This window comes from Succiniclasticum ruminis DSM 9236, assembly GCF_900112895.1.
In the GTDB taxonomy this organism is placed as follows: Bacteria; Bacillota; Negativicutes; order Acidaminococcales; family Acidaminococcaceae; genus Succiniclasticum; species Succiniclasticum ruminis.
This window is the reverse complement of sequence record NZ_FONL01000002.1, coordinates 85,873-110,052: the sequence shown is the minus strand read 5'-3', so window position 1 is coordinate 110,052 and position 24,180 is coordinate 85,873. Positions and strand designations below refer to the sequence as shown.

Annotated in this window: 24 protein-coding genes and 1 tRNA gene; 6 read left to right on the top strand and 19 right to left on the bottom strand. The window is 46.6% G+C overall.

Features of this window, described 5'->3' with window-relative positions; translation table 11 throughout:
- Positions 1–15: 15 nt before the first annotated feature.
- Positions 16–2,682, bottom strand: a complete 2,667-nt coding sequence (locus BM159_RS02495) for a hypothetical protein (RefSeq protein ID WP_093912688.1) — start codon at positions 2,680–2,682, stop codon at positions 16–18.
- A gap of 407 nt (positions 2,683–3,089) precedes the next feature.
- Between BM159_RS02495 and BM159_RS02490 the strand changes: the two genes are divergently transcribed.
- The 6 genes from BM159_RS02490 to BM159_RS02465 are packed head-to-tail and all read left to right on the top strand — an operon-like array spanning position 3,090 to position 7,835.
- Positions 3,090–4,463 (top strand): DUF5906 domain-containing protein, encoded by a 1,374-nt coding sequence (locus tag BM159_RS02490; protein WP_093912687.1) that lies wholly within the window; start codon positions 3,090–3,092, stop codon positions 4,461–4,463.
- 3 nt (positions 4,464–4,466) lie between these two features.
- Entirely contained in the window at positions 4,467–4,814 is a 348-nt protein-coding gene (locus BM159_RS02485) for a DUF6290 family protein (RefSeq protein ID WP_093912686.1), read from the top strand.
- Complete coding sequence (locus BM159_RS02480; RefSeq protein ID WP_143089378.1) at positions 4,745–5,611, top strand: relaxase/mobilization nuclease domain-containing protein; 867 nt, start codon at positions 4,745–4,747, stop codon at positions 5,609–5,611. The genes BM159_RS02485 and BM159_RS02480 overlap by 70 nt, the downstream gene beginning before the upstream one ends.
- Positions 5,608–6,147 (top strand): hypothetical protein, encoded by a 540-nt coding sequence (locus BM159_RS02475; RefSeq protein ID WP_093912684.1) that lies wholly within the window; start codon positions 5,608–5,610, stop codon positions 6,145–6,147. Before BM159_RS02480 ends, BM159_RS02475 begins: the two co-directional genes overlap by 4 nt.
- Complete coding sequence (locus BM159_RS02470; RefSeq protein WP_093912683.1) at positions 6,147–6,542, top strand: hypothetical protein; 396 nt, start codon at positions 6,147–6,149, stop codon at positions 6,540–6,542. The genes BM159_RS02475 and BM159_RS02470 overlap by 1 nt, the downstream gene beginning before the upstream one ends.
- A gap of 54 nt (positions 6,543–6,596) precedes the next feature.
- Positions 6,597–7,835, top strand: a complete 1,239-nt coding sequence (locus BM159_RS02465) for a tyrosine-type recombinase/integrase (protein ID WP_093912682.1) — start codon at positions 6,597–6,599, stop codon at positions 7,833–7,835.
- 154 nt (positions 7,836–7,989) lie between these two features.
- Here the strand turns inward: BM159_RS02465 and BM159_RS02460 are convergent.
- The 18 genes from BM159_RS02460 to BM159_RS02375 form a co-directional block, all read right to left on the bottom strand.
- Positions 7,990–8,066: transfer RNA gene (locus BM159_RS02460), tRNA-Pro, on the bottom strand.
- 124 nt (positions 8,067–8,190) lie between these two features.
- Positions 8,191–9,120: a homoserine kinase gene (gene thrB / locus BM159_RS02455; RefSeq protein ID WP_093912681.1), complete on the bottom strand. Its 930-nt coding sequence runs from the start codon at positions 9,118–9,120 to the stop codon at positions 8,191–8,193.
- Between the two features lie 78 nt (positions 9,121–9,198).
- Complete coding sequence (locus tag BM159_RS02450) at positions 9,199–10,503, bottom strand: homoserine dehydrogenase (protein ID WP_093912680.1); 1,305 nt, start codon at positions 10,501–10,503, stop codon at positions 9,199–9,201.
- Positions 10,504–10,613: 110 nt separating this feature from the next.
- A complete protein-coding gene (locus BM159_RS02445; protein ID WP_093912679.1) occupies positions 10,614–11,105 on the bottom strand; it encodes an ACT domain-containing protein in 492 nt (163 codons plus the stop codon).
- Between the two features lie 21 nt (positions 11,106–11,126).
- Positions 11,127–11,741, bottom strand: coding sequence for a glycerol-3-phosphate 1-O-acyltransferase PlsY (gene plsY, locus BM159_RS02440; RefSeq protein WP_093912678.1), 615 nt, complete (start codon positions 11,739–11,741; stop codon positions 11,127–11,129).
- 68 nt (positions 11,742–11,809) lie between these two features.
- The gene (der, locus tag BM159_RS02435) at positions 11,810–13,141 is read right to left on the bottom strand and encodes a ribosome biogenesis GTPase Der (protein WP_093912677.1); all 1,332 of its coding nucleotides are present in this window, start codon (positions 13,139–13,141) and stop codon (positions 11,810–11,812) included.
- 107 nt (positions 13,142–13,248) lie between these two features.
- The gene (locus tag BM159_RS02430) at positions 13,249–13,776 is read right to left on the bottom strand and encodes a cob(I)yrinic acid a,c-diamide adenosyltransferase (protein WP_093912676.1); all 528 of its coding nucleotides are present in this window, start codon (positions 13,774–13,776) and stop codon (positions 13,249–13,251) included.
- Between the two features lie 16 nt (positions 13,777–13,792).
- Positions 13,793–15,193 (bottom strand): DUF512 domain-containing protein, encoded by a 1,401-nt coding sequence (locus BM159_RS02425; RefSeq protein ID WP_177205863.1) that lies wholly within the window; start codon positions 15,191–15,193, stop codon positions 13,793–13,795.
- A gap of 117 nt (positions 15,194–15,310) precedes the next feature.
- On the bottom strand, positions 15,311–15,577 hold the full coding sequence (gene rpsO, locus BM159_RS02420) for a 30S ribosomal protein S15 (protein ID WP_093912674.1): 267 nt from the start codon (positions 15,575–15,577) through the stop codon (positions 15,311–15,313).
- 141 nt (positions 15,578–15,718) lie between these two features.
- Positions 15,719–16,675: a bifunctional riboflavin kinase/FAD synthetase gene (locus BM159_RS02415; protein WP_093912673.1), complete on the bottom strand. Its 957-nt coding sequence runs from the start codon at positions 16,673–16,675 to the stop codon at positions 15,719–15,721.
- An 84-nt stretch (positions 16,676–16,759) separates the two neighbouring features.
- Entirely contained in the window at positions 16,760–17,641 is an 882-nt protein-coding gene (truB, locus tag BM159_RS02410; protein ID WP_093912672.1) for a tRNA pseudouridine(55) synthase TruB, read from the bottom strand.
- Positions 17,638–18,591: a DHH family phosphoesterase gene (locus tag BM159_RS02405; RefSeq protein WP_093912671.1), complete on the bottom strand. Its 954-nt coding sequence runs from the start codon at positions 18,589–18,591 to the stop codon at positions 17,638–17,640. Before BM159_RS02405 ends, truB begins: the two co-directional genes overlap by 4 nt.
- Positions 18,584–18,946 (bottom strand): 30S ribosome-binding factor RbfA, encoded by a 363-nt coding sequence (gene rbfA, locus BM159_RS02400; RefSeq protein ID WP_093912670.1) that lies wholly within the window; start codon positions 18,944–18,946, stop codon positions 18,584–18,586. The genes BM159_RS02405 and rbfA overlap by 8 nt, the downstream gene beginning before the upstream one ends.
- Positions 18,947–18,966: 20 nt before the next feature.
- Positions 18,967–21,915 carry a translation initiation factor IF-2 gene (gene infB, locus BM159_RS02395; protein ID WP_093912669.1) on the bottom strand — a complete coding sequence of 983 codons (2,949 nt, stop codon included), beginning with the start codon at positions 21,913–21,915 and terminating at the stop codon, positions 18,967–18,969.
- A 20-nt stretch (positions 21,916–21,935) separates the two neighbouring features.
- A complete protein-coding gene (locus BM159_RS02390; protein ID WP_093912668.1) occupies positions 21,936–22,241 on the bottom strand; it encodes a L7Ae/L30e/S12e/Gadd45 family ribosomal protein in 306 nt (101 codons plus the stop codon).
- Entirely contained in the window at positions 22,234–22,500 is a 267-nt protein-coding gene (gene rnpM, locus BM159_RS02385; protein ID WP_093912667.1) for an RNase P modulator RnpM, read from the bottom strand. Before rnpM ends, BM159_RS02390 begins: the two co-directional genes overlap by 8 nt.
- Positions 22,497–23,570, bottom strand: coding sequence for a transcription termination factor NusA (gene nusA / locus BM159_RS02380; RefSeq protein ID WP_093912666.1), 1,074 nt, complete (start codon positions 23,568–23,570; stop codon positions 22,497–22,499). Before nusA ends, rnpM begins: the two co-directional genes overlap by 4 nt.
- Before the next feature lie 15 nt (positions 23,571–23,585).
- The gene (locus BM159_RS02375; RefSeq protein WP_093912665.1) at positions 23,586–24,062 is read right to left on the bottom strand and encodes a ribosome maturation factor RimP; all 477 of its coding nucleotides are present in this window, start codon (positions 24,060–24,062) and stop codon (positions 23,586–23,588) included.
- Positions 24,063–24,180: the final 118 nt, after the last annotated feature.

Here is a 24,180-nt window from a genome sequence, read left to right as displayed (position 1 = left end):
TGTCTTTCTTTTTGATCAAAGGTTGCGAAACTGAGACAAATACTCTATATAGTTATCTTGCTGCCGGTAGTCTTTAGCCATTTTGGGATTGTTTTCCAGATTACTGATTACACTGTTAAAATCATGCAGGGACTTTAAAACCTTGGAATTTAGATGGTTGTAATAATCAATGGCTTTGGTTAACTGTACAGGATCATGTGTGTTGAAAATCATAAATTTGTTTACAATATCTTTTTTGTTGCCTTCATAGTTCTGTAAAAGGTTGCTCATTTCTGCATAAAATTGCTGCCTTCCGGCGCTAAGATTGGAAATGTCAAAATTCATGCTATCTTTGAAGATTTTACGGATTTCCTGATATTGCGTTTTCATGCTGTCGAGAGATAACCTGATGTTGTGTCTCTCATTGGAACTATCTTCATCATTATCAGACAGAAAATCCATAACTTTGTCAAAGCTGGAAAGAATACTTGCTTTGAGGTCAAATTTATAATCATTTTTCTCTAATGTGCTTTTGTAATCTTTGAGACTGTCACGGTACTTATCGTTATTAGGGTATGAATCAAATTCATTTATCATTTTTGTAATATTTTCTGTTGTTTTAATTATAGTATCATAGTAATTTTGATCCGTATTAAATTCCATATCCCTTATTGCTGAGTAAACTGTTTTTTCGGTTATTGATTCCACCGGTAAATGATAGTCCTTAATTTTAGCTAAATCCTTTAAATACGAGCACAGTCTGTATAACTGTTGCCAGTTTCTGTCGATCAAAGACTTGATGGTTTTCAGCGTCCGTTTTGCGTTTGCAATCATTTTTGCATATTCTTTGTAATTTCTGGATTTTTCATCAAAGACAAAAAAATCGGTCTGGAATCTAGCAAATATACATCCCAATTCTCTTTCCAGTTCGTCAGCAGTAATACCGTACAGTTTTTTTCTTTGAAGCCCAAAGATCGGGGTAAACCCCGTCTCCATATTATAGTGAAACAGGTACTCATATTCGTACTTTTGGAAATGATCGCAGATATTATAAATAAATTTCTCAAAACAATGGCTGCTGATTCTATTGATATTTTTAAAATCTTTAAAGATCTCCTCTCTGCAGGTAGCGCAAACACTCTCAAATGATGAATCATAGATGAATCCGTCACATTTTCCGAACACAGCTTTAATATAATCCGCAAAGATCTGTTCGGGAATTTCTTTTATTATACCGCAATCCTTTCCAAAGGCGTCTTCAAGACATGAAGCGAAACTACGAGTTCCGCCATTTGTAACAACTACAGGATTGAGTAAATTGTCCTCAGTTCTTATGTCGTCACGCTCCGGAATTCTTCTGTTCAAAGCAACCGCGAAAACCGATCCGTCGGTCAACTTGATTTCCAGTTTAACTGTCTGAACCTCACCATAGGCTACCCTGACGACATTTTTGTTGTTTTTCTGGAAAATTAATGTTTCGTACAGATTTCTAAGCTGATCCGTTAACACATTACGTTCTCCAAAGTTTCTGTATCTAAGCTTTAAAAACAAGTGAAAAAGCGTATCTGACAGAGGGAAGTAGACTGTCGTCTGATAATTCAGTACATCGGCCAGTTTATCCCATTCTTCCCTTGAAGGAGCAGAACAACGGGAAGAATTGTTAATATTTATCAAGGGCTCCAATAATTTTGTTCTTAAATGTGATAAGGGATATAACGCCAGTGCACGTTGCAAACTTTCTGGCAGCTCTTTGTCTATTACAGGGAAGAATTTGCCAAGGTCTTCCGAAAATACGCACAGTTCCTGTTTATGCTGGGCGAAATTGGATGCGGTTTTCCTTTCTATCAGGTATTGAGTAATGAGTTGAAAATCCAGACCGCAGTAATCGTAACCGATAGCACATTTCGTTCTTGCACTATTCCATGAAAATGAGGGGGTGACGTTATCTGGAAGCCTGTCTGAGTATTTTTGTTGTTCATTCTTTGTGTTTCTTGAAACTATAGTGCCATTCGCCTTCAATCCGGGATTTAAAAAACCGTTGGCGACCATTATATCATAAAAGGAGTCAACGAAAGCCGTTTGGCCGTTATAAAAAAAATTCGCGCTCTTTTTAGCAAGTTTTCCTTTATTATTATAGTATTTGCTATGGAAATACTCTTTAATCCTTTTGCAGGTGTCATCATCGAGATTTAAAGGCCGCATGATGTTTTCAAAGGATTCGCCAATTTTAAGCGAACCAGAATACAGTGCCGACATTAAGAGCCAGATGCGGACCGATTGCTTAAATTCGTCATCAGGACAATAATTTCCGGGATAAAAATAAAAACACCTGTCTTTTTCATCCCACTCAGTTAATAATTCAGCAATTGATTCATCAACAATAAACCTGCGGTTCAAGTGTTTAATTTTAAGAAAATCCTTCTGTTTTTCAGGCGGATAAAAAAATTTAACTATGGAATCTTCAGGCACAAGATACGGCTCACACGCTTTTACAGCCATCTCAAGCAAAGCTTTTGAATCCATGCCGGAAATCTTCTTGGCAAACAGTTCCAAATCCTCTATTTCATTATTAATTCCCAAAGATTTTTTGATTAACGGGAAATTACGGATAACCTGCTTTAAAATCATTTTTGCTTTGGTCCTGTTCCCCGCCTTTAATTCCGTTTTGATTTTGTCTGTTCCGTAGCCGAACATATTTCTCATAAGCACTCCGTTTCCCTGCCCCAATCGGCAGCAAAAGATATTAAACAGCAAATTATTACATCGTTACCTGCCTGCATAGATAGTGCAGGCTTTTTTAATTTCACTGTCATACTAATTTTACAGCAACCGGGAACACTTGAAAATAGCTCGTCGTTGCCAAAAACCTCCACCATTGGAATTATGCGGCAGTTTTTTTAAGTATCTCCATTTCATGAATTAAAATTTTTCTGCCCTTATACTGGAAACAGGCAAAAAGAAAAGTGTTTCGAATTGTGGCGAATAGCGGTTCATCCCATAAGCCGGTTTTTCGAACGTTTCTGAAACAATACAGCAGTTAGCTGGTTCCCGGGATTAAGCGCCGGCCCTGCCCTTTTCGCCTAATTATTTTAAAAAAGGTGGTGTTTTTTATGGAAAAAGAAGACAGAAGCAGTATTGAAAGACTTGTAAACGCCTTCCTGACCGAGATTGAAGCGAACGACAACTACCGTACGGATAATTTTTACCTGTACCGCTTTAACGCGGTTTCCATGGTATGGGACCGATACAAAAAGAAATCCGCGTTGCCAGCTCTGTTGCAGGATTACCTGCCCGTTGACCGCAACGCTTCGGAGTTCAAGTACTCCCCGGCAAAGCGCAAGGAAATTATCGCTGTATGCAATGAAATCCTGGATGCGCTCTTTACGGATCCCGTTTTCAGACTGCCTGCCTGTACGCTGGAAGATTTCTTGCTGCCGATGATTGGCGGGAAATGTTTGGATCTTCGTACGCTGGAACTGTCGGATTTCGGCAAAAAGGATTTTGTACCGTGGGCCGCGGACTTTTCTTTCATTGAAAAAGCCGGCTGGAAGCAGGTTCCGGACTTTCGGAATTATCTCAGGCTGAGTCTTGGCATTGATCTTGATTCCACGCTGCCGCCGGACAAGGAAAAAAAACTCGCGTTACTTTGCCAGATGATGACGTACATGATTTCCAATCTTAGCGGCGCCAAGAAAGCCTTTATTCTGTTGGGGCCTGCAAACTGCGGAAAATCGCGTCTTCTGAACTTCGTGAAACGTTTTGTCGGTGATGATAACTACTCCCCGCTCCGCTTCTCAGATCTTGGCCAGCGTTTCCGTTCTTCCATGCTGATGCACACGAACTACATCTTGAACGACGAGCTGGGCCGCAGCATTGAAAATCTGGACATTCTTAAAAAAGTGCTGTCTGGCGAGGAAATCGTCGCGGAAGAAAAAAACAAACCGTCGTTCGTGCTCAGGCCTAACATCAAGGCGATGTTCGCAAGCAATGTCATGCCGTTGCCGGTCGAGCTGGACCACGGGGGCGCCCTGCTTCAGCGGTTGCAGGTCCTGAAGTTTGGCGAGACAATTCCCCGTGAGCAATGGGTTCTTGATCTGGATGACCGTCTGTGGCAGGAACGGGACGCGATCATGTCTCTTGCGATAATCAAGGGCCGGGACATCGTAAGCAACAACTATCAGTTCACGGATGACCCGGAAACCAGGGCGATTATTGAAAACTACAGCCTGATGACCAATTCCGTGTCAGCGTTTATTAATGATGCGACGTGTGTCATCAGGTCGGACGGTGCAGCCGTTTACTCTAAAGAATTGTACAACCGTTACAAGCAGTTTTGCGATGATGCAGGCATCCGTGCGGTCCCGGACGATATCTTCAGCGGGCAGCTGATGGAGTACGGCTTTTCAAAAAAACGCGCGCGCCTTTACGGCGACAAGAATCCCAGGGCCTGCGTAGTCGGTCTGAAATTGGTGCAGAGGTTTTAAGTGATGGATCATGACGTCGCAATCAGCGTCCGCATACCTCTGGAACTGAAGGAGAAAGCTAAAAAATATGCTGATCTGAGCAGTATTTCCATTTCAACGCTGGTACGCGAGGCGCTGGAATCCCGCATATCCAACGATAATCAGGGTGCCCCATCGCCGGGCGTACTCGCTTCTCAGGATGTGCTGAAACAAATACGGTACCTTTATTATCTTGTCGACAATGACGATGCGGCCGACGATTACCAGACCAACCTCGTCATCCGGAAGGAGGTGAAAGTGTTATGGAAACTGTGCTGCCAAAACCTGGCATCGGGGATCCCGGATTCGCAAAACGAAACCCCGCGATCCTAGTTGCCATTAATTACAAAAACGCAAATCTACAGCGGTTTGAGAAGAGCCTGAAATACATTACCAGCCCAAGGGCTACCAATCAGTACCTGCAGCATTATTCAGGCCTTAGCAGAAACGACCCTGTGGAACATCTGAAATCTATTACGGAACGTTTTCACAAGCCGCCTGATACACGCTTGTTCAAGCATTTTGTATTTTCCTTCGGCGACAGCTGGCTGGAAGAAAAAGCGATGATGGAATTTACCCGGAAGGTTCTGGACCATCTGTCAGATCCCAGGGGCTACCCTTATATGTTCGCAGTCCACACGAACACGAAACATCCGCATTCCCACGCCCTTCTCTGCTGCACGTCGCCGTGGGACGGGCATCAGTTCAGCCAATCGCCGTCAGATCTGGAAGAACTGAAAAATTATTATGATACGCTGGCCAAAGAGAAAGGCTTCCCTCTCCTGCTGAGAAGAAAATACCGGAGAAGGAAGGTACTGAAAATTGACGGAAGCAGCATAAAGGCAGGGAACGGCGATGGCAATACAGACTACGGCTGCGTTTTTTACTTACCGACAGCCGCCGGGTATGGGGCTGCATACCCTGCCCCGGGAAACCGATATCAGCTGTGTAATACAATGGTATTACAGCCGTATGACCGGCTTTCAGGCACGCAGGAATGTGTGCCTTACCTAAAGCAGAATCTCTCGGTGTCCCGGATCTGGGAAGATTACCGGGAGGACTGCAGGGAAATGTTTATAACGGGCCTGGAATTTGGCCTGAATTTAAAAAATGGGAGGAATATACCATGAGTAACACAATCAACGAAAATACCAATTATTATTACGACGAGAACAACAACAAGGTTACCCTGATAACCCCGGAAGATATGAAGAATGCCGAGGTCAAGGTTGTAATCAATTTTGCCGAGGTTATGGAGAAATATCCCAAGGCCCTGAAGGAATCAATGGAAAACGGTATCCGCATTGGTCAGGCTTTGGGAAAACAAAACAACGGAATAAATATGATTGCCGATAACAGTCGCAACCAGTCCAATGCGGTTCCGGTCCGTCAGTCAGATCCCCCGCCAGTGCCCAGACGGGTTATAATCGCTGTTGCCGATATGTACAGCTATGCCGCCTACACCAATTCCAACGACTATGAACGGGGCAAGCAGTTCTTTCACGCGCCTACAGTGGTAGTTGAAAACTTTACAAGCTTCGATGAAGCGATCAACTGGGCGTACAACGAATGCTGCAAAATGAATCCCTCTAAAAGGTTTCCGCTGCTGAACAAGAAAAACTGGCGCATTATGGTAAAAAACATAGAGGACAGGGGTGACAGATAATGAACGAAACAACAATTGTGAATGAAATTGCGGCAAACATCCTTCCGTTGGAAAAGACCCCCGCAAACGCCCCTGTTGGCCTCATAATGAACGAGAAACGGCTGGCGGAATATCTCGGTACATCCACGTACTTCATAACGCTTCTGCGCAAGAATTACGGGCTGAAGTATTTAATGCTGGAGGGCATGCACTGTATTTATTACTACCTGCCCATGGTGGACGAGTTTTTCAGGAAACATTCGAAAACCTTTGCCGGTACAGAAGACGGTGCGGAAAACGGTAATGAAGAAGCAGAAGTTCCCGAGGTTGAACTGCCGGAATCACTGGACGTGTCCATGATCAAGGAGCCGAGACGGGAAAAAATAGCGCATTTCAAGCGTATGAAGGCGATTTGAAACAACAGGCCCCACAGGATTACCTGTGGGGCTTTTGTTACACCGGGAGATATTATGAGGGAAAAAAAACGGATCAGGACAAAAATCAGGGATTATGGTGACGGAAGGTACGACCTGCGTGTTTATACAAAAGAGGATGCTGACGGGGTCACCCACACCCGCAGCAGACGTGTAAGGGCGAACAGCAAGGCTGCCGCGGAACGCATGCTGCGGCAGTTCATCGTCGAAGTCCAAAACGAGAACCCCATGACGAAAAAAGAAATGGACAGCCGTAAAATGACTGTCTCCGAACTGCTGGACCTGTATATAGAGGATATGAAACTGGCGGGACGTGCAGCCAAGACCATAGAGAATTACAACAACCGCCGACCACGCATCGATGAGGCCTTTGCCAACCGGACCATCAGTGAACTCACATTGCAGCGCTTGGACGCCTTTTCAAGGGAACTGGCGGAATCCACAAACCGTCATGATGAGGAAGTCAGCTATATACGGGGTTCGGACGGCTCCGAGATACGCAAACTGAGCAGGAATACCACCTACAGGATCCAGTCCCTTCTGATACAGGCAATCAGGTGGGCGGACAGGAAAGGCTACCTGACGGATACGGTCACCAACCGTATGACAAGGCTTCCCAAGGATCCGTACAGTCAGGTGGAGATCCCTGACATAGAGGATATTATCGGTTTCATCAACCATATTAACCGGAACGAGGATGTCAGATACCATTACAAGGTTTTCATAAACCTTATAACGTGGTGCGGACTGCGCACGGAGGAAATACTTGCCCTGACATGGGACGACATTGATTTTGACAACAAACGGATACACATCAGGAAAGCGGAGGTCAGGGTTACCGGGAAAGGCCGTGTTGCGAAAGAGACCAAAACGCGCAGCAGTATGCGCAAGGTGATTATGCCAGGCAAGGTACTGGATATGCTCCGTTACTGGAAGGAATACTGCGAAGCGTCCTTCGAGGCCTGGACGAAACAGCGTCCGGATCTTGTGAAGGTACAGAAATATGTGATTGTGAAACAGGAAGACGGCAGCCTTCCCTACCCGGATTCCTTCAGCCACTGGCTCAGGAAATACAGGATAAGGTATGGCTTTGAACGTGTCACACCCCACGGTCTGCGGCATTTCTTCACCACGTACCTGCTTGTCAAAGGTGTGGACATAAAAACGATTTCCAGGCTGCTTGGACATTCCAAGACGGCTACAACTCTTAATATTTATGCATCTCTTTCCAAGGAAGGATTTGAGAAAGCTGAGTCAGTTTTAAACGAAGAATAAGCGTCAACCATGCGTAGTCTGGTACAAAAAAAGTACGAAATTTGGTACGACCTATACTTTATAGGTTGAATCGGTTTAAATTGCACTTATTATTACGGCAATATAAAAAAATTGGGAACCCGCTTATTATGCGGATTCCCAACGTTTTTTTAATTGGTCGGAGCGACTAGATTTGAACTAGCGACCTCTTCCACCCCAAGGAAGCGCTCTACCAAGCTGAGCCACGCCCCGAATACATAGGATATTTTAGTATAGAAATGCGTTTCTGTCAACCACTTTTTATACTATACAACGGCAACATTAATAAAAAACAATTAATACAGAAACAGCACCCAAAACACTGCCGCGAAAAACTTTACAGTTCAACATGTAAAACTTCTGTTCCTTTGGTGTTCAGTTGCAGAATATGATAGACTGCTGTCTGTCCGCAGGAAGCGAAGGCGCCTACCATAGCTTTTCCGATAGCGTCCCCGTCTTTTTCCGGCGAAGCGTATGCCAGCAACGTAGAACCGGATCCGCTGATGATGCATTGATATGCTCCGGCTGCTTTTCCTGCAGCAAACACTTCAGGCAGCCCCGGAATAAGTTTCGCCCGGTATGGCTGGTGCAATTTGTCTTCCAGCGCAAACTCCAGCAATTCCGGACGGTCTTCCAGCAAAGCGGCTGTCAGCAAAGCAGTACGGGAAGCATTGAACACCGCATCGGGATGGGCGATAACTTTTGGAATCGCTTCCCGCGCCAGATGTGTGGAAAGCTGCATGTCCGGCACTACTGCGATAAACTGCAGGGGCATTTTAGGGATGGTTCGCAGGGTATGAGCCACGCCGTTTTCCTGAAAACTGATGGTAAAACCACCGTAGATGGCAGGTGCAACGTTGTCCGGATGCCCTTCCAGTTTATTGGCTTCCTGTAATATTTCATCCTGGGTCAGATTGGCGCCGCTCAATATGCTGGCGGCTGTTACACCGGCCACAATGGCCGTTGAACTGCTTCCCAGTCCCCGGCTTTTGGGAACCTGGTTTTTCATCTGTACGTCAAGCCCGATACGCCTGTGGTCTGTCAATTTATTCCAGAGGGACAGGAACGACGCAAATGCCATATTACGCCCGGATGCGTGAAAACTGTCTTTGCCTTCCCCTTCCACTTTCAGGGAAAAGCCGTATTGCTCATCAGAGACGGTAAAGGTGAATTCATTATATAGCGTTAATGCCAGCCCGAGGCTGTCGAAACCGGGACCGCAGTTTGCAGAGGTAGCCGGTACCCGGACGGTAACAGATTTTTTCATAATTCTCCAATCATACCTGTAGTCAGGCGGAATAATATTTTTTACGAAACGGCCTGAATAATACAACCAGACAGCTTTTTATAAGTTAGGATCCTCTACCCGCAACACGCTGCAAACCTTTTTTACAACAGGCAATACCTGCAGAGTGCGCAACGACAAATCCAGACTTAATCTGCTGACTTTGTAGGTGATGATGATCAGTTCGGCCAGACCGTTTTCCACCACGGCTTTCTGAATTACGGAAGCGATGCTCATCTGTTGGGCGGCAAAAGTGGATGCGATAGCGGCAAGTACGCCGGGCCGGTCGTTTACCAGCAGCCGGAAGTAGCAGGGTTCCATTTCTTTTTCGGGCGGGCACATTTTCTTTTCAACAAAGAGATTCCCGGAGACACGTCCGCAGGCGTTATGGCAAATGTTACGGACTGTATCGATGATGTCGCCGCAGACCGCGCTGGCGGTGGGGAGCCGGCCCGCACCGCGGCCCATGAACATTGCGTCTCCTACTGCGTCGCCGTTCACGTAGATGGCATTATATACATCGTTTACACTGGCCAGCGGATGATTCTTCGGCAGCATGACAGGATAAACGTTGGCGGTAATTCCGTTTTCCGGATCATTTTTGGCCACGCCCAGCAGTTTTACTACATATCCCAGTTCACGGGCATAACTGATATCACAGGCTTCTACGTTGTCGATGCCTTCTATGTGCACATCTTTCAGAGTCAGCGCAGTGTTGAAGGCAAGAGAGGCCAGCACGGTGATTTTGCGGGCAGCATCGATACCTTCCACGTCCGCTGTGGGATCGGATTCCGCATAACCTTTTGCCTGAGCTTCCTTCAGAGCGTTTTCGTAAGAAAGTCCCGCTTCGGTCATCCGGGTCAGCATGTAGTTGGTAGTACCGTTCACAATGCCCATGACGCGGGAGATTTTATTGCCGGCGAGGCAGGAACGTAACGGACGAATGATAGGAATGCCGCCACCCACTGCGCCTTCAAACTGGAAATCCAATTGTTTTTCCGCAGCCAACGCAAACAGAGATTTGCCGTATTCTGCCAACACGTCTTTGTTAGCGGTTACCACATGTTTGCCATGCTGTAACGCTGCTTCTATATATTCCTTGGCAGGATGCACACGTCCGATCAGTTCGACCACTATATCAATTTCCGGATCGTTTAAAATATCGTCCAGATTGTCGGTATATCCAATGTTGTATTTTTCAATTTCCGGTTTTAATTTGGACTTATCCCGGACCAGAACGGTCTTCACTTCAACGGCGCAGCCGGCTTTCCTTGCAATGTCCTCTTTGTTTTCGTTCAGGACGATGATCACGCCGCCGCCGACGGTGCCACAGCCTAACAGGCCGATCTTAACAGTATTCTTCATAATGTTTTAATACCTTCTCCCTCAAATATATTTTATAAAAAAATAATGATTAAAAATATCCGGTGCGGAGAATCAGACTTGCCGGGAAAGAAAAACTGAGGACAACCTCCTTACACCTGTCCTAAAACCTCCAACCGTTTTACACCGTCAATCATGCGCAGTTTATCCAATAATGCTTCCAGATCCACTGTCATATTCTTTGTTTCAATAGAAATGGTAGTATTGGCTACGCCCTGAAGGGGGATTCCCTGGTTGATGGTCATGATGTTTCCGGAATCTGTCGAAATCAGGTTGAGGACACGGGACAGTACGCCGGCTTTATGTTCCAACAACAAGGAAAGGGTGATGATTTTGTCCCTGCTGGCTTCATAAAACGGGAAAACATAATCCTTATATTTATAATAAGCGCTCCGGCTAAGATTCATCCGTTCTACCGCCTCGTTAATGGTTTTTGCTTCGCCACGTTTCAGGATCTCTTTCACCTTGATGGTCTTCTTAATAGCTTCCGGTAAAATATCTTCTTTTACAAGATAGAAAGATGTTGTTTCATAACCTGGTTTGCTTGCTGCTGCGTTGAGATCGATATTCCTGGTTCGTCCCATGTTCCTGACTCCTTCCTCTAACTATTTATTGTCATTCAGATGACCGGGTTTGATTTTACTTTCAGTCCCATTTAATAACCGTCTGATATTATCCTTGTGGCGGATTATGACAAACAGGCATGCCAGTGTTCCGAATACAGCAAAGGGCGCGGGATAGTTAAGATACCATCCGGCCGATGCGGCGACAATTGCTGCAATTACAGAACCCAGGGATACATAACGGGTTATCAGGACAATGATAATCCATACACAAAGTCCGGCCGCCGCTCCCCAGGGAAGCATATACAGAAACAATCCCAGGCCGGTCGCTACGCCCTTTCCGCCTTTAAAACCGAGAAACAGCGAATAGTTATGTCCCAGTAACGCGCCCAGTGCAGTCACTGCCACAATAACCGGGTCTGCAGAAAACTTAGAAATGATATGTAAAGCCAATATACCTTTCATCATATCCCCTGCCAATACGGCGGCCGCTGTTTTCGGTCCGACTGTGCGGAAGACATTTGTCGTTCCGATATTACCGCTTCCGTATTTTCGGATATCAATTCCGTGAAATGCCTGCACCAGCCATAATCCGCAAGGTATAGAACCAAACACATACCCCAGCAGGAAACCGCCGGCGGTTAACAGATAATTCATGCGCAGGAACTCCTTTAATCTATTTTTCCGGGATAAAAAATCTCTGACATGCTGTTACTCTTAAAAGGTTACAGATCTTCTTCATTTTTTGCACGGATAATCATCTGGATAGGCGTACCTTCAAAACCAAAAGCTTCCCGTAGTTTGTTTTCCAGATAACGCTGATAGGAGAAGTGCATGATTTCAGGATTGTTGACGAACAGTACAAAGGTCGGCGGCTTGATTTTAACCTGTGTTACAAAATAAATCTTTAACTGGCGTCCTTTGTCTGTGGGCGGCGGATTGATGGCGCAGGCGTCTTCGATAATCTGGTTGATGACAGACGTGGAGATGCGCATTGCGTTCTGCTCGGCCACATATTTGATGACTTCCGGCAGCCGGTGGATGCGCTGCATGGTGACTGCCGAAACATAAACAACCGGAGCGTACTGGAGAAAGACAAGTTCTTTCCGTAATTCTTCCGTGTAGCGCAGAGTGGAACCGGTATCTTTTTTATACAGATCCCATTTGTTTACAACAAGGATGATACCTTTGCCCGCTTCATGGGCGTAGCCGACAATTTTTTTATCCTGCTCGGTGACACCGTCCACTGCGTCGATGACCATCAGAACAACATCGGAACGGTCAACGGCACGAAGGGAACGGACGATACTGTACTTTTCAATCAGTTCTTCAATTTTGCCTTTGCGGCGCATACCGGCCGTATCAATAAACAGGTAACGCTGCCCGTCTTTTACTACCGGGGTATCAATTGCGTCACGGGTAGTACCCGCCTGGTCGCTGACAATGGAGCGTTCTTCCCCCACCAGCGCGTTAAAGATGGAAGATTTTCCTACGTTAGGCCTGCCGATCAGGGCGACCTTGATTTCATCCTCGTCTTCATCATTTAACTGAGGCACAGTCTGCTGAACTTTATCCATGACGGAATCCAGCATATCGCCAAGCCCCAGATGGTTTGTCGCGGAAATAGGAATCGGTTCGCCTAATCCAAGATTATAGAATTCAAAGATTTCCATTTCCTGTTTAAAGGAATCCGCTTTATTTACAGCGAGGATGATTGGCTTTTTGGATTTACGCAATAATTTCGCAACTTCTGCGTCTTCGTCTGTAATACCGGTGCGGGCGTCACAGACAAACAAAATAACATCAGCCTCACGAATGGCGATTTGTGCCTGTTCCCGTATGGAAACGGCAATTTTGTCAGTGTTGGCTATTTCGATACCGCCGGTATCGATAATAACGAACTCCCTGTCAAGCCACTCAGAGGTTGCGTACAAACGGTCGCGGGTCACGCCGGGGATATCTTCTACAATGGAAATTCGTTCATTGGCCAATACGTTGAACAGGGTGGACTTGCCCACATTCGGTCTTCCAACAATGGCGACAATAGGTTTTGACATAGTGCAAAGATCCTCATACTTTCTTGTAAAGGTTTATAAAAACATCTATCACAAATATATAACTAATGATATTTTCAATAAAAAACAATTATAACTTCATAACCGGGTTAATGGTCTATACCGTCCCGTATGGTAATATTTTTTAGCGTAAAATAATGTTTTACTTCCTGCATATCTGTTACCAGATCCGCTTCGTCAATCAGTTCCGCCGGTGCTTCCCTTCCGGTGCAGACAACTTCTGTATTTTTGCGGTAATTATGCAGGAACGAGACAACTTTCTTCGTATCAATCAGATTCTTAGCCATGGCTAAATTGATTTCGTCCAGGATCAAAACATCCGTTTCATGATTTAATAAAACGCGTTTTCCTTCTTCCCAGGCATCCTGTGCCATTTTTACGTCAATGGGATCCGGGTTGCGAAAGTTTACAAAACTGTCCCGCCCCATCTGTTTCAGGGTAAAGTTGGGAAGGAAATGAAAAGCCCGGGCTTCCCCGTAGGTAGCGTCGCCTTTCATGAAACAGATCATGATGACTCTGGCTCCATGGCCAATGGCCCGTAGCGCAAGTCCAAGGGCGGCAGAAGTTTTGCCTTTGCCGGTTCCGGTATAGACATGCAGCATGCCGAAATTTTTCATATCCAATACGCCTCGCTTATGAAAACTGTTTCACATATTCTGTATTATTTTTGGCAGAGATTGTTTTCCGTTCCGGAACTGAATTCCTGGCAGTGATGTCTTTATGCGACAGCGGCTGTTCCAACAGCAGGTTATATAATTCAGCTGCGCCTTTGGCGATTCTGACGTCCCTGCCCCTTCGGCGTATAAATTCATCTAACGGCATATCGTCCAGAAACAGATTGTCCTGATTCAACACTACTGCAGGCAGAATCACAGGAGCTTCTTTCGGAAGCTGGGCCAGAATATCTGTACCTGTCAATAAACCTGTTACATTAACGGTATGCCCGAAGAAATCATTGACAACCGGGATAATGCGGTTGTTTGTGTGATAACGGAAATTAAATTCCTGTATCACCTGCTGGAGTAAAGTCGCAGCGGAAACACCGACGGGAATGACGTAATCTTTATGCGCCGGGTGCAAATCATCCCTGTGACGCCGGACAGCCTTTTCCCATTCGGACAGAAAGTTCTGTGTCAGCCCGATACCGTTCTCCAATTGGGGAAATCCGTCGTACCAGTCAACGGGAGGCATCTTCTGATTTGCCAGTATATAAAACTCGTCGCCCAGATAAACGAAAGAACGCCCCAGACGCCGGCGGCAGTCTTCCTGCCAGCGGGTTACTGTTTCGACTACAGCAGCAGCGCTTTCTCTGGTAAACAAATTTAAGTCGGGCAATCCTTTTTTATTTTTTGTAATACCTACCGGGACTATGGCCATGTCTTCTACGTAATCCGATAAAGCCACCAGGTCACGGTAAGATTTTTCCAAAACTGTGCCGTCGTTCCAACCGGGGCAGCAGACAATCTGCGCATGGATATGGATGCCTGCGGCAAACAGACGCTGCAGTTTTTCCATGATCTCCCCGGAATGCCAGTTCTTCATCATTGCCTGACGTACCTGCGGGTCTGTTGCGTGGACGGACACATACAGGGGGGACATATGATTCCGGATGATGCGGTCAAAATCATCTTCTGTTAAATTGGTCAGCGTGACGAAATTGCCGTATAAAAAAGATAACCGGTAATCGTCGTCCCTGATATACAGACCCTTTCGGAGACCGGGGATCATGCGGTCAACAAAGCAGAACACACAGTGATTATGACAGATACGTACCTTGTCAAACACTGCGCTTTCAAAGGAAAGTCCAAGTTCTTCGTCAATTGCTTTCGATACCCTTACTTCACGTACGGATCCGTCTGTTCCCTTCACAGACAGCAACGGTTCAAAATCAGCGGCAGCAAAGCTGACATCCAGTATGTCACGCATAGGCATACCATTGACGGCACAAAGGGATTCTCCTGCCCTGATGCCGGCATTATCCGCAGCACTATGCTTCCTGACCGAACAGATTTTGCCTTCCCAGTTAGTTTCCATACGTCCTCCGAAATGTCTTGTTATATTATACATAAATTTCAAAAAAAACACAAATGTACATTGTAAAAAAGCAAAAAAAGACCCGCTTTTTTCAAGCGGGCCTTTTGTTTACAAAGATTACTTACGGATATTCAGTTTGGCAATAATTGCACGGTACCGTTCAATGTCTTTCTTCTGCAGATAGTTCAGCAGGCCACGACGCTGACCAACCATTTTCAGCAGACCGCGACGGGAATGATGATCTTTTTTGTTGGATTTCAGGTGCTCGGTCAGAGCAGCAATGCGGGTGGTAAGAACCGCAATCTGTACTTCCGGAGATCCGGTGTCGCCTTCATGACGGGCATGTTCTTTGATAATCGCCTGTTTTTCTTCTGTTGTTAACATGATAACAAACCTCCATAAATTTTAATTGTCCGGCCGGGACCAGGAAGGCGTTGGAGAAGCGCTCTACGTAGTTCCGGTTAGGATACTGAGATATTCTAGCACAGAAATAAATATAATGCAAATCTTTTTTTGAAAAATAATTTACTGTTCATGGTTCTGGGCGGAAAACCAGGCAAGGGCGTCCGCTTTGTCTTTTTCCAGCTGTGCTTTTAGTTCATCTAATGAAGAAAACCTGCGCTCATTACGGATGAACCTGCAAAACGCCGTTTCAAGAACATGACCGTAGAGATCCTCATTGCAGCCAAACAAGTGAACCTCAAGCACTTCGCGGACCACGTCGTCAAAAGTGGGATTCATGCCCAGATTCCCTACCCCGTTAAAAATCCTTTCACCGTCACGCACCTGCAAAGCGTAAACACCGGCAGGAGGCAACGCGGAACCGTTCCGGTTCACATACAGGTTTGCGGTAGGAAAGCCCAGCGTCCTTCCCCGTTGAAAACCTTTGTGTACAATTCCCTGGACGCTGCAGAAACGGCCCAGCATGTTTTCCGCGTCACGAAGGTTGCCTTCAGAAATGGCCCGGCGTATCCGTGTGCTGCTGATAATCCGGTTCTTATATTTGAGAAGCGGCCTTACAATCACATCAAAGCCATCTTCTTTGCCGCTTTCCTTCAATATTTCCGTATTCCCTGTGCCCCTGAAACCGTAGGTAAAATTCGTTCCGCATACAAGGCAGGAAAAATTGAACTGTTTCAGTTTTTGCAAAAACTCTTCCGGAGATAAAAGTGACAACTGCCTGTTAAAGGGAACATCGATCAGCAAATCTACCCCCCAGCGTTTCAAAAGCCTTACCTTTTCTTCAGGGGAAATCAACGCCTGTGGAATCGCCGAAGGCCGGATGGCGGCATAAGGATGATTACTGAACGTGAAAACAGCCAACCGCAGCCGGTTTTTACGGGCATAGGCCGCAGCGGCGTCAATCACGTCGCGGTGCCCTTTATGAAGACCGTCAAAGGTCCCCATGGCAATCACGCAGGGCGTTTTTTGAAAGGATTCCTTTTCTGTTTTTTCCAAATACAAACGCTTAACGATTTCCATAATTGTCAAATGTTTCAACAGACATCATACGACTGCCCGGCTCTTTCAATCCTGTGTTTCCCGAAACAGCAATGATATGTCTTTTCAAACTGGCTCCGGCGGTTGTTTAACCTGGACAAGTATTTTTTCCGGTTTCACTATTTCGTCCTCTACATTCACCATTCCCAGAAATGCATCAGCCAAATAAAGAGAGTATGTTCCGGCGGCTGTACCTTTTACCGTTGTCCGGACTCCGTTGGTGATACGGAAGGCCTGCAGTTCATTAACACATAATTTCCCGGTTTTGCGGACGGCGGTTTCCAAAGGCAGCAGTATCCTGTCCGGATTTTCCGCTATCTCATCTAATGTATGGGAGTCCTTAATAGAAAAATCTCCGGCTCTCGTCCGGAGTAAAAAGGTCATACAGGCACAGGTTCCCAGAGCAGCAGCTATATCTTCCAGCAAGGTGCGGACATACGTTCCCTTGGAACATTCGATATCCAGACTGAAATACGGTGGATACAGCTTTACGCAATCCAGGCGGAAAATTTCTACGGGCCTGGCGGGGCGTTCTATTATAATGCCTTCTCTAGCGTACTCATACAGTTTTTTCCCGTTGACCTTCAATGCGGAATACATGGGAGGAACCTGTAAAATCTTCCCACGGAACTGTTGTAAAACGTTTTCGAATTCCGTTGCAGAAATAGCCGGAACGGGTTTTGTTTCCAATATGTTTCCGCTGTCGTCACCGGTATCCGTGCGAATGCCAAACATCCCTTCCGCACGGTAACGCTTCGTTGCTGTTGCCGCATATTCCAGCAAACGGGTCGCATTACCGATAAAAACAGGTAACACACCGGCAGCATCCGGATCCAGCGTTCCGGAATGACCGGCCTTCCTTATCCCGTAAATCCGGCGGATCCGGCTGACTACATCATGAGAGGTCATGCCGGGAGGCTTGAGTACGTTTACAATACCGTCCGTCATATAAACAATTCCCCGACTGCTTCCAGAATCACTTTTTCAGCTTCTTTCAGCGGAGCGTAAATGCTGCAGCCGGAAGCTTTCTTATGACCGCCGCCGCCAAAGGATAACGCAACCTTTGCCACATCAATTTCTTTAGAACGGAAGCTTACACGGGTAAGGTTCGCTTCAACCTGCTTAAAAAGCAAGGCGATTTCCACCCCTTCCACATATCGGGGGTACGAGATAAAAGTGTCAGTTTCGACATTATGATCATATAATTCCAGAGGGATTTCAATATAAGCAATCTTTCCGTCTTTTAAAAATGTCAGTGTTTCCAGTACTTTACGCAACATTTCCACCTGTGAACGGGATTTTAATTCCATGTTATCCGAAATCAGGCTGGGATTGACCCCGTAGTTCAGTAAGGCAGCTGCTGTTTTCAAAGTCCTTGAGGTCGTGTTAGAGTATTTGAATGAACCGGTATCGGTATATATCCCTTCGTAAATACAGGTCGCGATGTCCCTGGTAAGTTTGATTCCCATCTCCAGCAGCAGGCTATATATAATTTCAGCTGTTGCTGCGGCATCGGAGTCCAAATACAGATAATCCGCAAACCGTGTATTTGTTTTATGGTGGTCAATATTGAGAACGGCAGGAGATTTGACAACGTCCAGAGCATTGCCTGCCCTGTCTGCCGAACTGGCGTCGACAATTACCAGAAGATCCGCATCTACAGATTCTTCTGGCGCAAAGCGACGGTATTCAGCAATTCCGGGAAGAAACGAATAGACAGTGGAAATGTCGTCGTCAACGTTCATAATGACTTCTTTACCCAGCATACACAACGCATGCATAAGGGCAAGGGACGAGCCGAGAGTATCGCCGTCAGGACTGACATGGCTGACGATCACCAGTTTTTTTGCCGCTTTCAACAGTTCACCGGTTTCCGCTAATGAACAGTTCTTACTCATTTTTTGTTCCTTCATTTTCTTTGATCTGGCGCAGCAGACTGTCGATATGCTCGCCGTATTCCCAGGAAGTATCTTTCTCCAATATCAGCTCCGGAGCAAAACGCAGACGGATGCGTTTTGCGATTTCTGTTCTCATGAAGCCTTTTGCTTTGTTCAATGCTTTCCACGCCTGCTCCTGTTCTTCTGCAGAACCGTACAGGCTTACGAAAACTTTCGCCTGGCTCATATCATCTGTCAGGTTCACGCCCGTAACCGTTACCAGTTTGATACGGGGATCTTTGATATCCAGCAGAAGCATGTTGGAAATCTCATGCTGGATAGCTTCCTGAACTTTTTCAACTCGTAATCTGGCCATAATTCACCTTTACAATATCCTTATTCGGGAGCAACTTCTTTCATAATATAAACTTCAAACTGGTCATTCTCTTTGATGTCATGGAATTTGGCCAGCGTGATACCGCATTCGTATCCGGCGGCAACTTCTTTCACGTCGTCTTTGAAACGGCGCAGGGATTCCATCTCGTCCTCGGCAATGACAATACCGTCCCGGACCACACGGATCTTGGCATTGTTTGTAACTTTGCCTTCGATAACATAGCAGCCGGCAATGAGCATCTTGGAAATGGTGATGACCTGGCGAACCTCCACGCGACCGATTACGTCTTCTTCGAATTTGGGAGCCAGCATGCCCTTGATGGCAGCTTCCACGTCATTGATGGCATCATAGATGACACGGTACGGACGGATATCCACCTTTTCGCTTTCCGCAATCTTGCGGGCATTCGCATCCGGGCGCACATTGAAGCCGATGATAAGGGCGTTTGCCGCAGAAGCCAGCATGACGTCCGATTCATTGATAGCGCCTACGCCGGAATGCACAACAGATACTTTAACCTCTTCATTCTGAATCTTGACAAGGGACGCGCACAAAGCTTCCACAGAACCCTGTACATCCGCCTTGACAACAATATTCAGTTCCTTCAGTTCGCCTTCTTTGATGCGGCTGAAGATATCATCCAGGGATACCTTGGCGGCTTTCTGTTGCTCTGCTTTTGCTTTGGCGATACGTTTCTCCGCTACGCTGCGGGCAATCTTTTCATCTGCCGCATCCAGAATGTCGCCGGCCTGAGGAACTTCATTCAGACCTAATACTTCTACCGGTGTAGAAGGACCGGCTTTGCGTACTTTTTCACCCCGGTCGTTGATCAGGGCGCGCACCCGGCCGTGGGCTGTTCCTGCGATAATATAGTCGCCGATGGTCAGAGTGCCCCGCTGTACCAGTACAGTAGCAACCGGTCCGCGGCCTTTATCCAGTTTTGCCTCAACGATAGTACCGTGGGCTGGCAGTTTCGGATTGGCTTTCAGTTCTTTGACTTCCGCTACCAGGAGGATCATTTCCAGCAAATCGTCAATACCCTGATGGGAACGAGCCGATACGGGAACCATAATGGTATCCCCGCCCCAATCTTCCGGAATCAGTTCCATCTCGGAAAGCTGTTTCTTGACATGTTCCGGATTTGCAGCCGGTTTATCCATTTTATTGATAGCTACGATAATAGGCACGCCGGCAGCTTTCGAATGGTTAATCGCTTCAACTGTCTGGGGCATAACGCCGTCGTCTGCCGCTACGACCAGAACGGAAATGTCTGTACACTGTGCGCCTCTGGCACGCATGGCTGTAAACGCCTCATGGCCCGGCGTATCCAGAAATGTGATCTTCTTACCACCTGCATTTACGGTATAAGCGCCGATATGCTGGGTGATGCCACCTGCTTCACGGGCCGTTACATGAGTCTTGCGGATGGCGTCCAACAGGGAGGTTTTGCCATGATCGACATGGCCCATAACCGTAACAACCGGCGGACGTACAATCTGCTCCTCCGGATTATCTTCAATCTCCGGAATCTCGGTTGGATCTTCTTCCGGAGGCAGCGGCTGCACATCGACCCCGAATTCGTTACCGACCAGCGTTGCGGTGTCGAAATCGATATCCTGGTTGATAGTTACCATTTCTCCTAACAGGAAGAGACACTTGATTACTTCCGCTACTTCCCGTTTGATCAGTTTGGCAAATTCCTGAACATTGATGGATTCAGCAATCTGTACCATAGTGGGACGTATTACTGCAGCCGGCTGATCATTGCGCACCGGAACACCGGATTTGGATTTCAGATGCTTTGTGGGACGCATATGGTCTGCGCTGCGCATAGGACGGCTGTCACGGGAAGCATAGGAACCTTTCAGCTGTTTTTCGTGCTTTTTATTATATTTTTCCCGGCTTTCCTTACCACGTGGAATCTCTTCAAAAGCACCGGCAGGTTTTTTAGCCGTGTTATTGTTGCGGTTGCCCGGGCGGTTTCCTCCAAATTTATTACCCTGATTTGCGTCTTTATCTTTATTAAAGCCTCCGCCCTGACGGTTGAAGCCTTGGCCCTGCTGTCCCTGACGGTCCCGGTTGAAGCCTCCGCCCTGACGGTTAAAGCCCTGGCCCTGTCCTTGTTGTCCCTGACGGTCGCCTCTGTTGAAGCCTCCGCCCTGACGGTTGAAGCCCTGGCCCTGGCCCTGCTGTCCCTGACGGTCCCGGTTAAACCCTCCACCCTGGCGGTTAAAACCCTGACCCTGGCCCTGCTGTCCCTGACGGTCCCGGTTAAACCCTCCACCCTGGCGGTTGTAGTTCAGGTTTTGGTCCGGACGGTTATTGATTCCCTGAGCGTTTGCCGGCCGGTTCGGCATGTTTCTGTTCTGATTCACATTGCGGTTTGCGTTCGGCTGCGGCAGATTGCCTGCGGTCCTGTCGGGTTGTTTTGTTTCGGAAGCAGGAACATCTTTACGCGCAATATTCTTATTGTTCGGCACATTGCGATATTTATTTTTTCCATCGTTGTTAGGTGTCTGAACCGGAGCTACAGTCATGTTCCGGTTATCCGGTTTGTTTTCCGTTGGCAACGGTTTGGCGGTTTTGTCTTTCTGCAGGGCATTGTGGGTTATCGTGCTTTTGCCCTCCGCATTTGTCTCGACGGTCATGATGACCGGCTTTACAATCATGGAAGGACGCTCTGCCTTTTCCGCTCTTGCTTTCGGCGGAACCGGAGGTGCAGCCAGTTTTGACTTTTCCACATTCCCTGCCGTTTGCGGCTCCGGTTTTTGCGGTTTGGCCGGTGCAGACTGTTTTTTTGCAAATGCCGCATGAATAATAGCGGCTTCACTGTCATCCACACTGCTGAAATTTGTTTTGCTGATATTGTGCTTTGCCAGCAATTCTATGACTTCAGGGCTTTTTACCCCATATTCTTTTGCAATCTCAAAAATACGTTTCTTCCCCATTCAACTACCTCCAGCTTCTATCACATGTTCCATTTTTTCATAATCAGCCCGGCAAACCCGTTATCCATTACAGCTACAGCTGCCCTGGGCGCCTTTCCGATGCAGAGCCCCAACTCAGTGCGCTTCATACATGAGATAACCGGTACAGACGCTTTTTCTGCCAGGAATTTCAGTTCTTTTACGGTATTGGGAGATGCATCGGCGGCAATGACCAGAAGTTTAGCCTTGCCACCGGACAGCGCGTCTTTTACACCAAGATCCCCGGAAGAAATTTTACCTGCTTTTTGTGCAAGGCCTAACGCACCGGCCACATCTTTTTCACTCATGCTTCAATTCCTCCAGGAGCTTCTTATATACGTCATCATTCACCTGTTTTTCCAGGGCTTTTTCCAGCCGGTGACCCTTATATGCTTTGGTTATGCATTCCTTATCCGGACAGACATAGGCGCCACGGCCGGCCTTTTTACCGGTAAGGTCCAGGGAGATATCTCCCTCGGGAGAACGGACGACGCGGATCAGCTCTTTCTTGGACTTCATTTCTCCGCAGCCTACGCACTTGCGCTGCGGAATTTTCTTTACTTTCACGCCTCTTCACCGCTCCCTTCCTGAACCGTCTCAGCGTCTTCCACCTGAGATTCCGGTTTGATATCTATTTTCCAGCCGGTCAGTTTGGCAGCAAGACGGGCGTTTTGTCCTTCTTTGCCGATGGCCAGCGAAAGCTGGTAGTCAGGAACGACGACCCAGCAGATTTTTTCTGTGTCACTGGCTGTTGCACTGACAACCTGGGCCGGTGACAACGCATTAGCCACATACTGCGCCGGGTCTGTATTATATTTTACGATATCGATTTTTTCGCCGCGAAGTTCATTTACAATGTTCTGCACCCGCATGCCTTTATGGCCTACGCAGGAACCAACAGGATCGACTTTTTCATCGTTGGAAAAAACAGCGATTTTGGACCGCATTCCCGCTTCCCGCGCTATGGACTTCAGTTCTACGATACCGTCGTGAATTTCCGGAACTTCCAGTTCAAACAGCCTTGTCAGCAGACCTGGATGTGTGCGGGACAGCATGATCTGGGGCCCTTTTCCTGTCTTTTTGACTTCGATGATGTAAAACTTCATGCGGTCATGGGGCATATAGCGTTCACCTGGAACCTGCTCATTTGCCATCAGGAGCCCTTCCGTTGAACCGAGATCCACATAGACGGTACCGCGTTCAACACGCTGGATCATGCCGTTTACAATATCGTCTTCCCGTTCGGAAAACTTGTCATAGACCATGTTCCGCTCCGCTTCCCGGATGCGCTGCATGATGATTTGCTTGGCATTCTGCACGGCGACGCGGCTGAAGTTTTTAGGAAAGACTTCCTGTTCGACAATATCACCCAAAATGTAATTTGGATTCATTTTCAGCGCTTCTTCCAAAGAAATCTCATCATGGGGTTTCATTACCTGTTCAACAACCTTACGCTGCTCGAACACATGAAACTCTCCGGTAGCTTTTGACATCTCCACACGCACGTTCTGTGAACTGTCGTAATTCTTTTTATATGCGCTTACCACAGCTTCTTCAACAGCCTGGAACAAAACATCTGAATTGATACCTTTTTCTTTTCCCAAAGCTTCAATTGCCTGTACGAACTCTGAACTCACTTTTGAAATTCCTCCTTAAAAGTCAATATGCGGTCTGATTACTGCAATCAATTTGCGATCTATCGTAATTGGATTTTTATCTTCTTTGCCTTTCACAATTCGTTTCACTTCAATAACGTTTTCCGTGTGTGAAAGCAGGACGCCGGTCAGTTCTTTGTTTCCTTCAAAGGGAGCAAAGAACTGGATATCTATTTTTTTACCATAGTTTGTCTCAAAATCATTATCCTTTTTTAACGGACGGTCAATACCCGGAGATGAGACTTCCAGATAATACTTTTCTTTGATAGGGTCTTTCTCATCCAGAATTTCTGCCAGCTTTTCGCTTACAAACTGACAGTCGTCAATCTCAATGCCTTCCGGTTTATCAATAAAAATACGGAGATACCAGTCTTTCTCGCGCACATATTCCACATCAACCAGCGTAATGTCAGTATCTTGTAATATAGGTGTGACCAGTTCCGTAATAAACTTCTCCACTTCCTCACGTTTCATAGCTTCACTCCCTGTATAAAATATTCCAATATAACGAAAGAGCGGGTTTTGCGCCCACTCTTTCTAAGAACTTCATAAATTTTCTTTACTTATTATATCATCAAAAAACATAATTGCA

Bases quoted from the DNA above. Each gene is read 5' to 3' on its own strand.
- BM159_RS02495 (WP_093912688.1), bottom strand. From the start codon at position 2,682: ATGAGAAATATGTTCGGCTACGGAACAGACAAAATCAAAACGGAATTA.
- BM159_RS02490 (WP_093912687.1), top strand. From the start codon at position 3,090: ATGGAAAAAGAAGACAGAAGCAGTATTGAAAGACTTGTAAACGCCTTC.
- BM159_RS02485 (WP_093912686.1), top strand. From the start codon at position 4,467: ATGGATCATGACGTCGCAATCAGCGTCCGCATACCTCTGGAACTGAAG.
- BM159_RS02480 (WP_143089378.1), top strand. From the start codon at position 4,745: ATGGAAACTGTGCTGCCAAAACCTGGCATCGGGGATCCCGGATTCGCA.
- BM159_RS02475 (WP_093912684.1), top strand. From the start codon at position 5,608: ATGAGTAACACAATCAACGAAAATACCAATTATTATTACGACGAGAAC.
- BM159_RS02470 (WP_093912683.1), top strand. From the start codon at position 6,147: ATGAACGAAACAACAATTGTGAATGAAATTGCGGCAAACATCCTTCCG.
- BM159_RS02465 (WP_093912682.1), top strand. From the start codon at position 6,597: ATGAGGGAAAAAAAACGGATCAGGACAAAAATCAGGGATTATGGTGAC.
- thrB (WP_093912681.1), bottom strand. From the start codon at position 9,120: ATGAAAAAATCTGTTACCGTCCGGGTACCGGCTACCTCTGCAAACTGC.
- BM159_RS02450 (WP_093912680.1), bottom strand. From the start codon at position 10,503: ATGAAGAATACTGTTAAGATCGGCCTGTTAGGCTGTGGCACCGTCGGC.
- BM159_RS02445 (WP_093912679.1), bottom strand. From the start codon at position 11,105: ATGGGACGAACCAGGAATATCGATCTCAACGCAGCAGCAAGCAAACCA.
- plsY (WP_093912678.1), bottom strand. From the start codon at position 11,741: ATGAATTATCTGTTAACCGCCGGCGGTTTCCTGCTGGGGTATGTGTTT.
- der (WP_093912677.1), bottom strand. From the start codon at position 13,141: ATGTCAAAACCTATTGTCGCCATTGTTGGAAGACCGAATGTGGGCAAG.
- BM159_RS02430 (WP_093912676.1), bottom strand. From the start codon at position 13,776: ATGAAAAATTTCGGCATGCTGCATGTCTATACCGGAACCGGCAAAGGC.
- BM159_RS02425 (WP_177205863.1), bottom strand. From the start codon at position 15,193: ATGGAAACTAACTGGGAAGGCAAAATCTGTTCGGTCAGGAAGCATAGT.
- rpsO (WP_093912674.1), bottom strand. From the start codon at position 15,577: ATGTTAACAACAGAAGAAAAACAGGCGATTATCAAAGAACATGCCCGT.
- BM159_RS02415 (WP_093912673.1), bottom strand. From the start codon at position 16,675: ATGGAAATCGTTAAGCGTTTGTATTTGGAAAAAACAGAAAAGGAATCC.
- truB (WP_093912672.1), bottom strand. From the start codon at position 17,641: ATGACGGACGGTATTGTAAACGTACTCAAGCCTCCCGGCATGACCTCT.
- BM159_RS02405 (WP_093912671.1), bottom strand. From the start codon at position 18,591: ATGAGTAAGAACTGTTCATTAGCGGAAACCGGTGAACTGTTGAAAGCG.
- rbfA (WP_093912670.1), bottom strand. From the start codon at position 18,946: ATGGCCAGATTACGAGTTGAAAAAGTTCAGGAAGCTATCCAGCATGAG.
- infB (WP_093912669.1), bottom strand. From the start codon at position 21,915: ATGGGGAAGAAACGTATTTTTGAGATTGCAAAAGAATATGGGGTAAAA.
- BM159_RS02390 (WP_093912668.1), bottom strand. From the start codon at position 22,241: ATGAGTGAAAAAGATGTGGCCGGTGCGTTAGGCCTTGCACAAAAAGCA.
- BM159_RS02375 (WP_093912665.1), bottom strand. From the start codon at position 24,062: ATGAAACGTGAGGAAGTGGAGAAGTTTATTACGGAACTGGTCACACCT.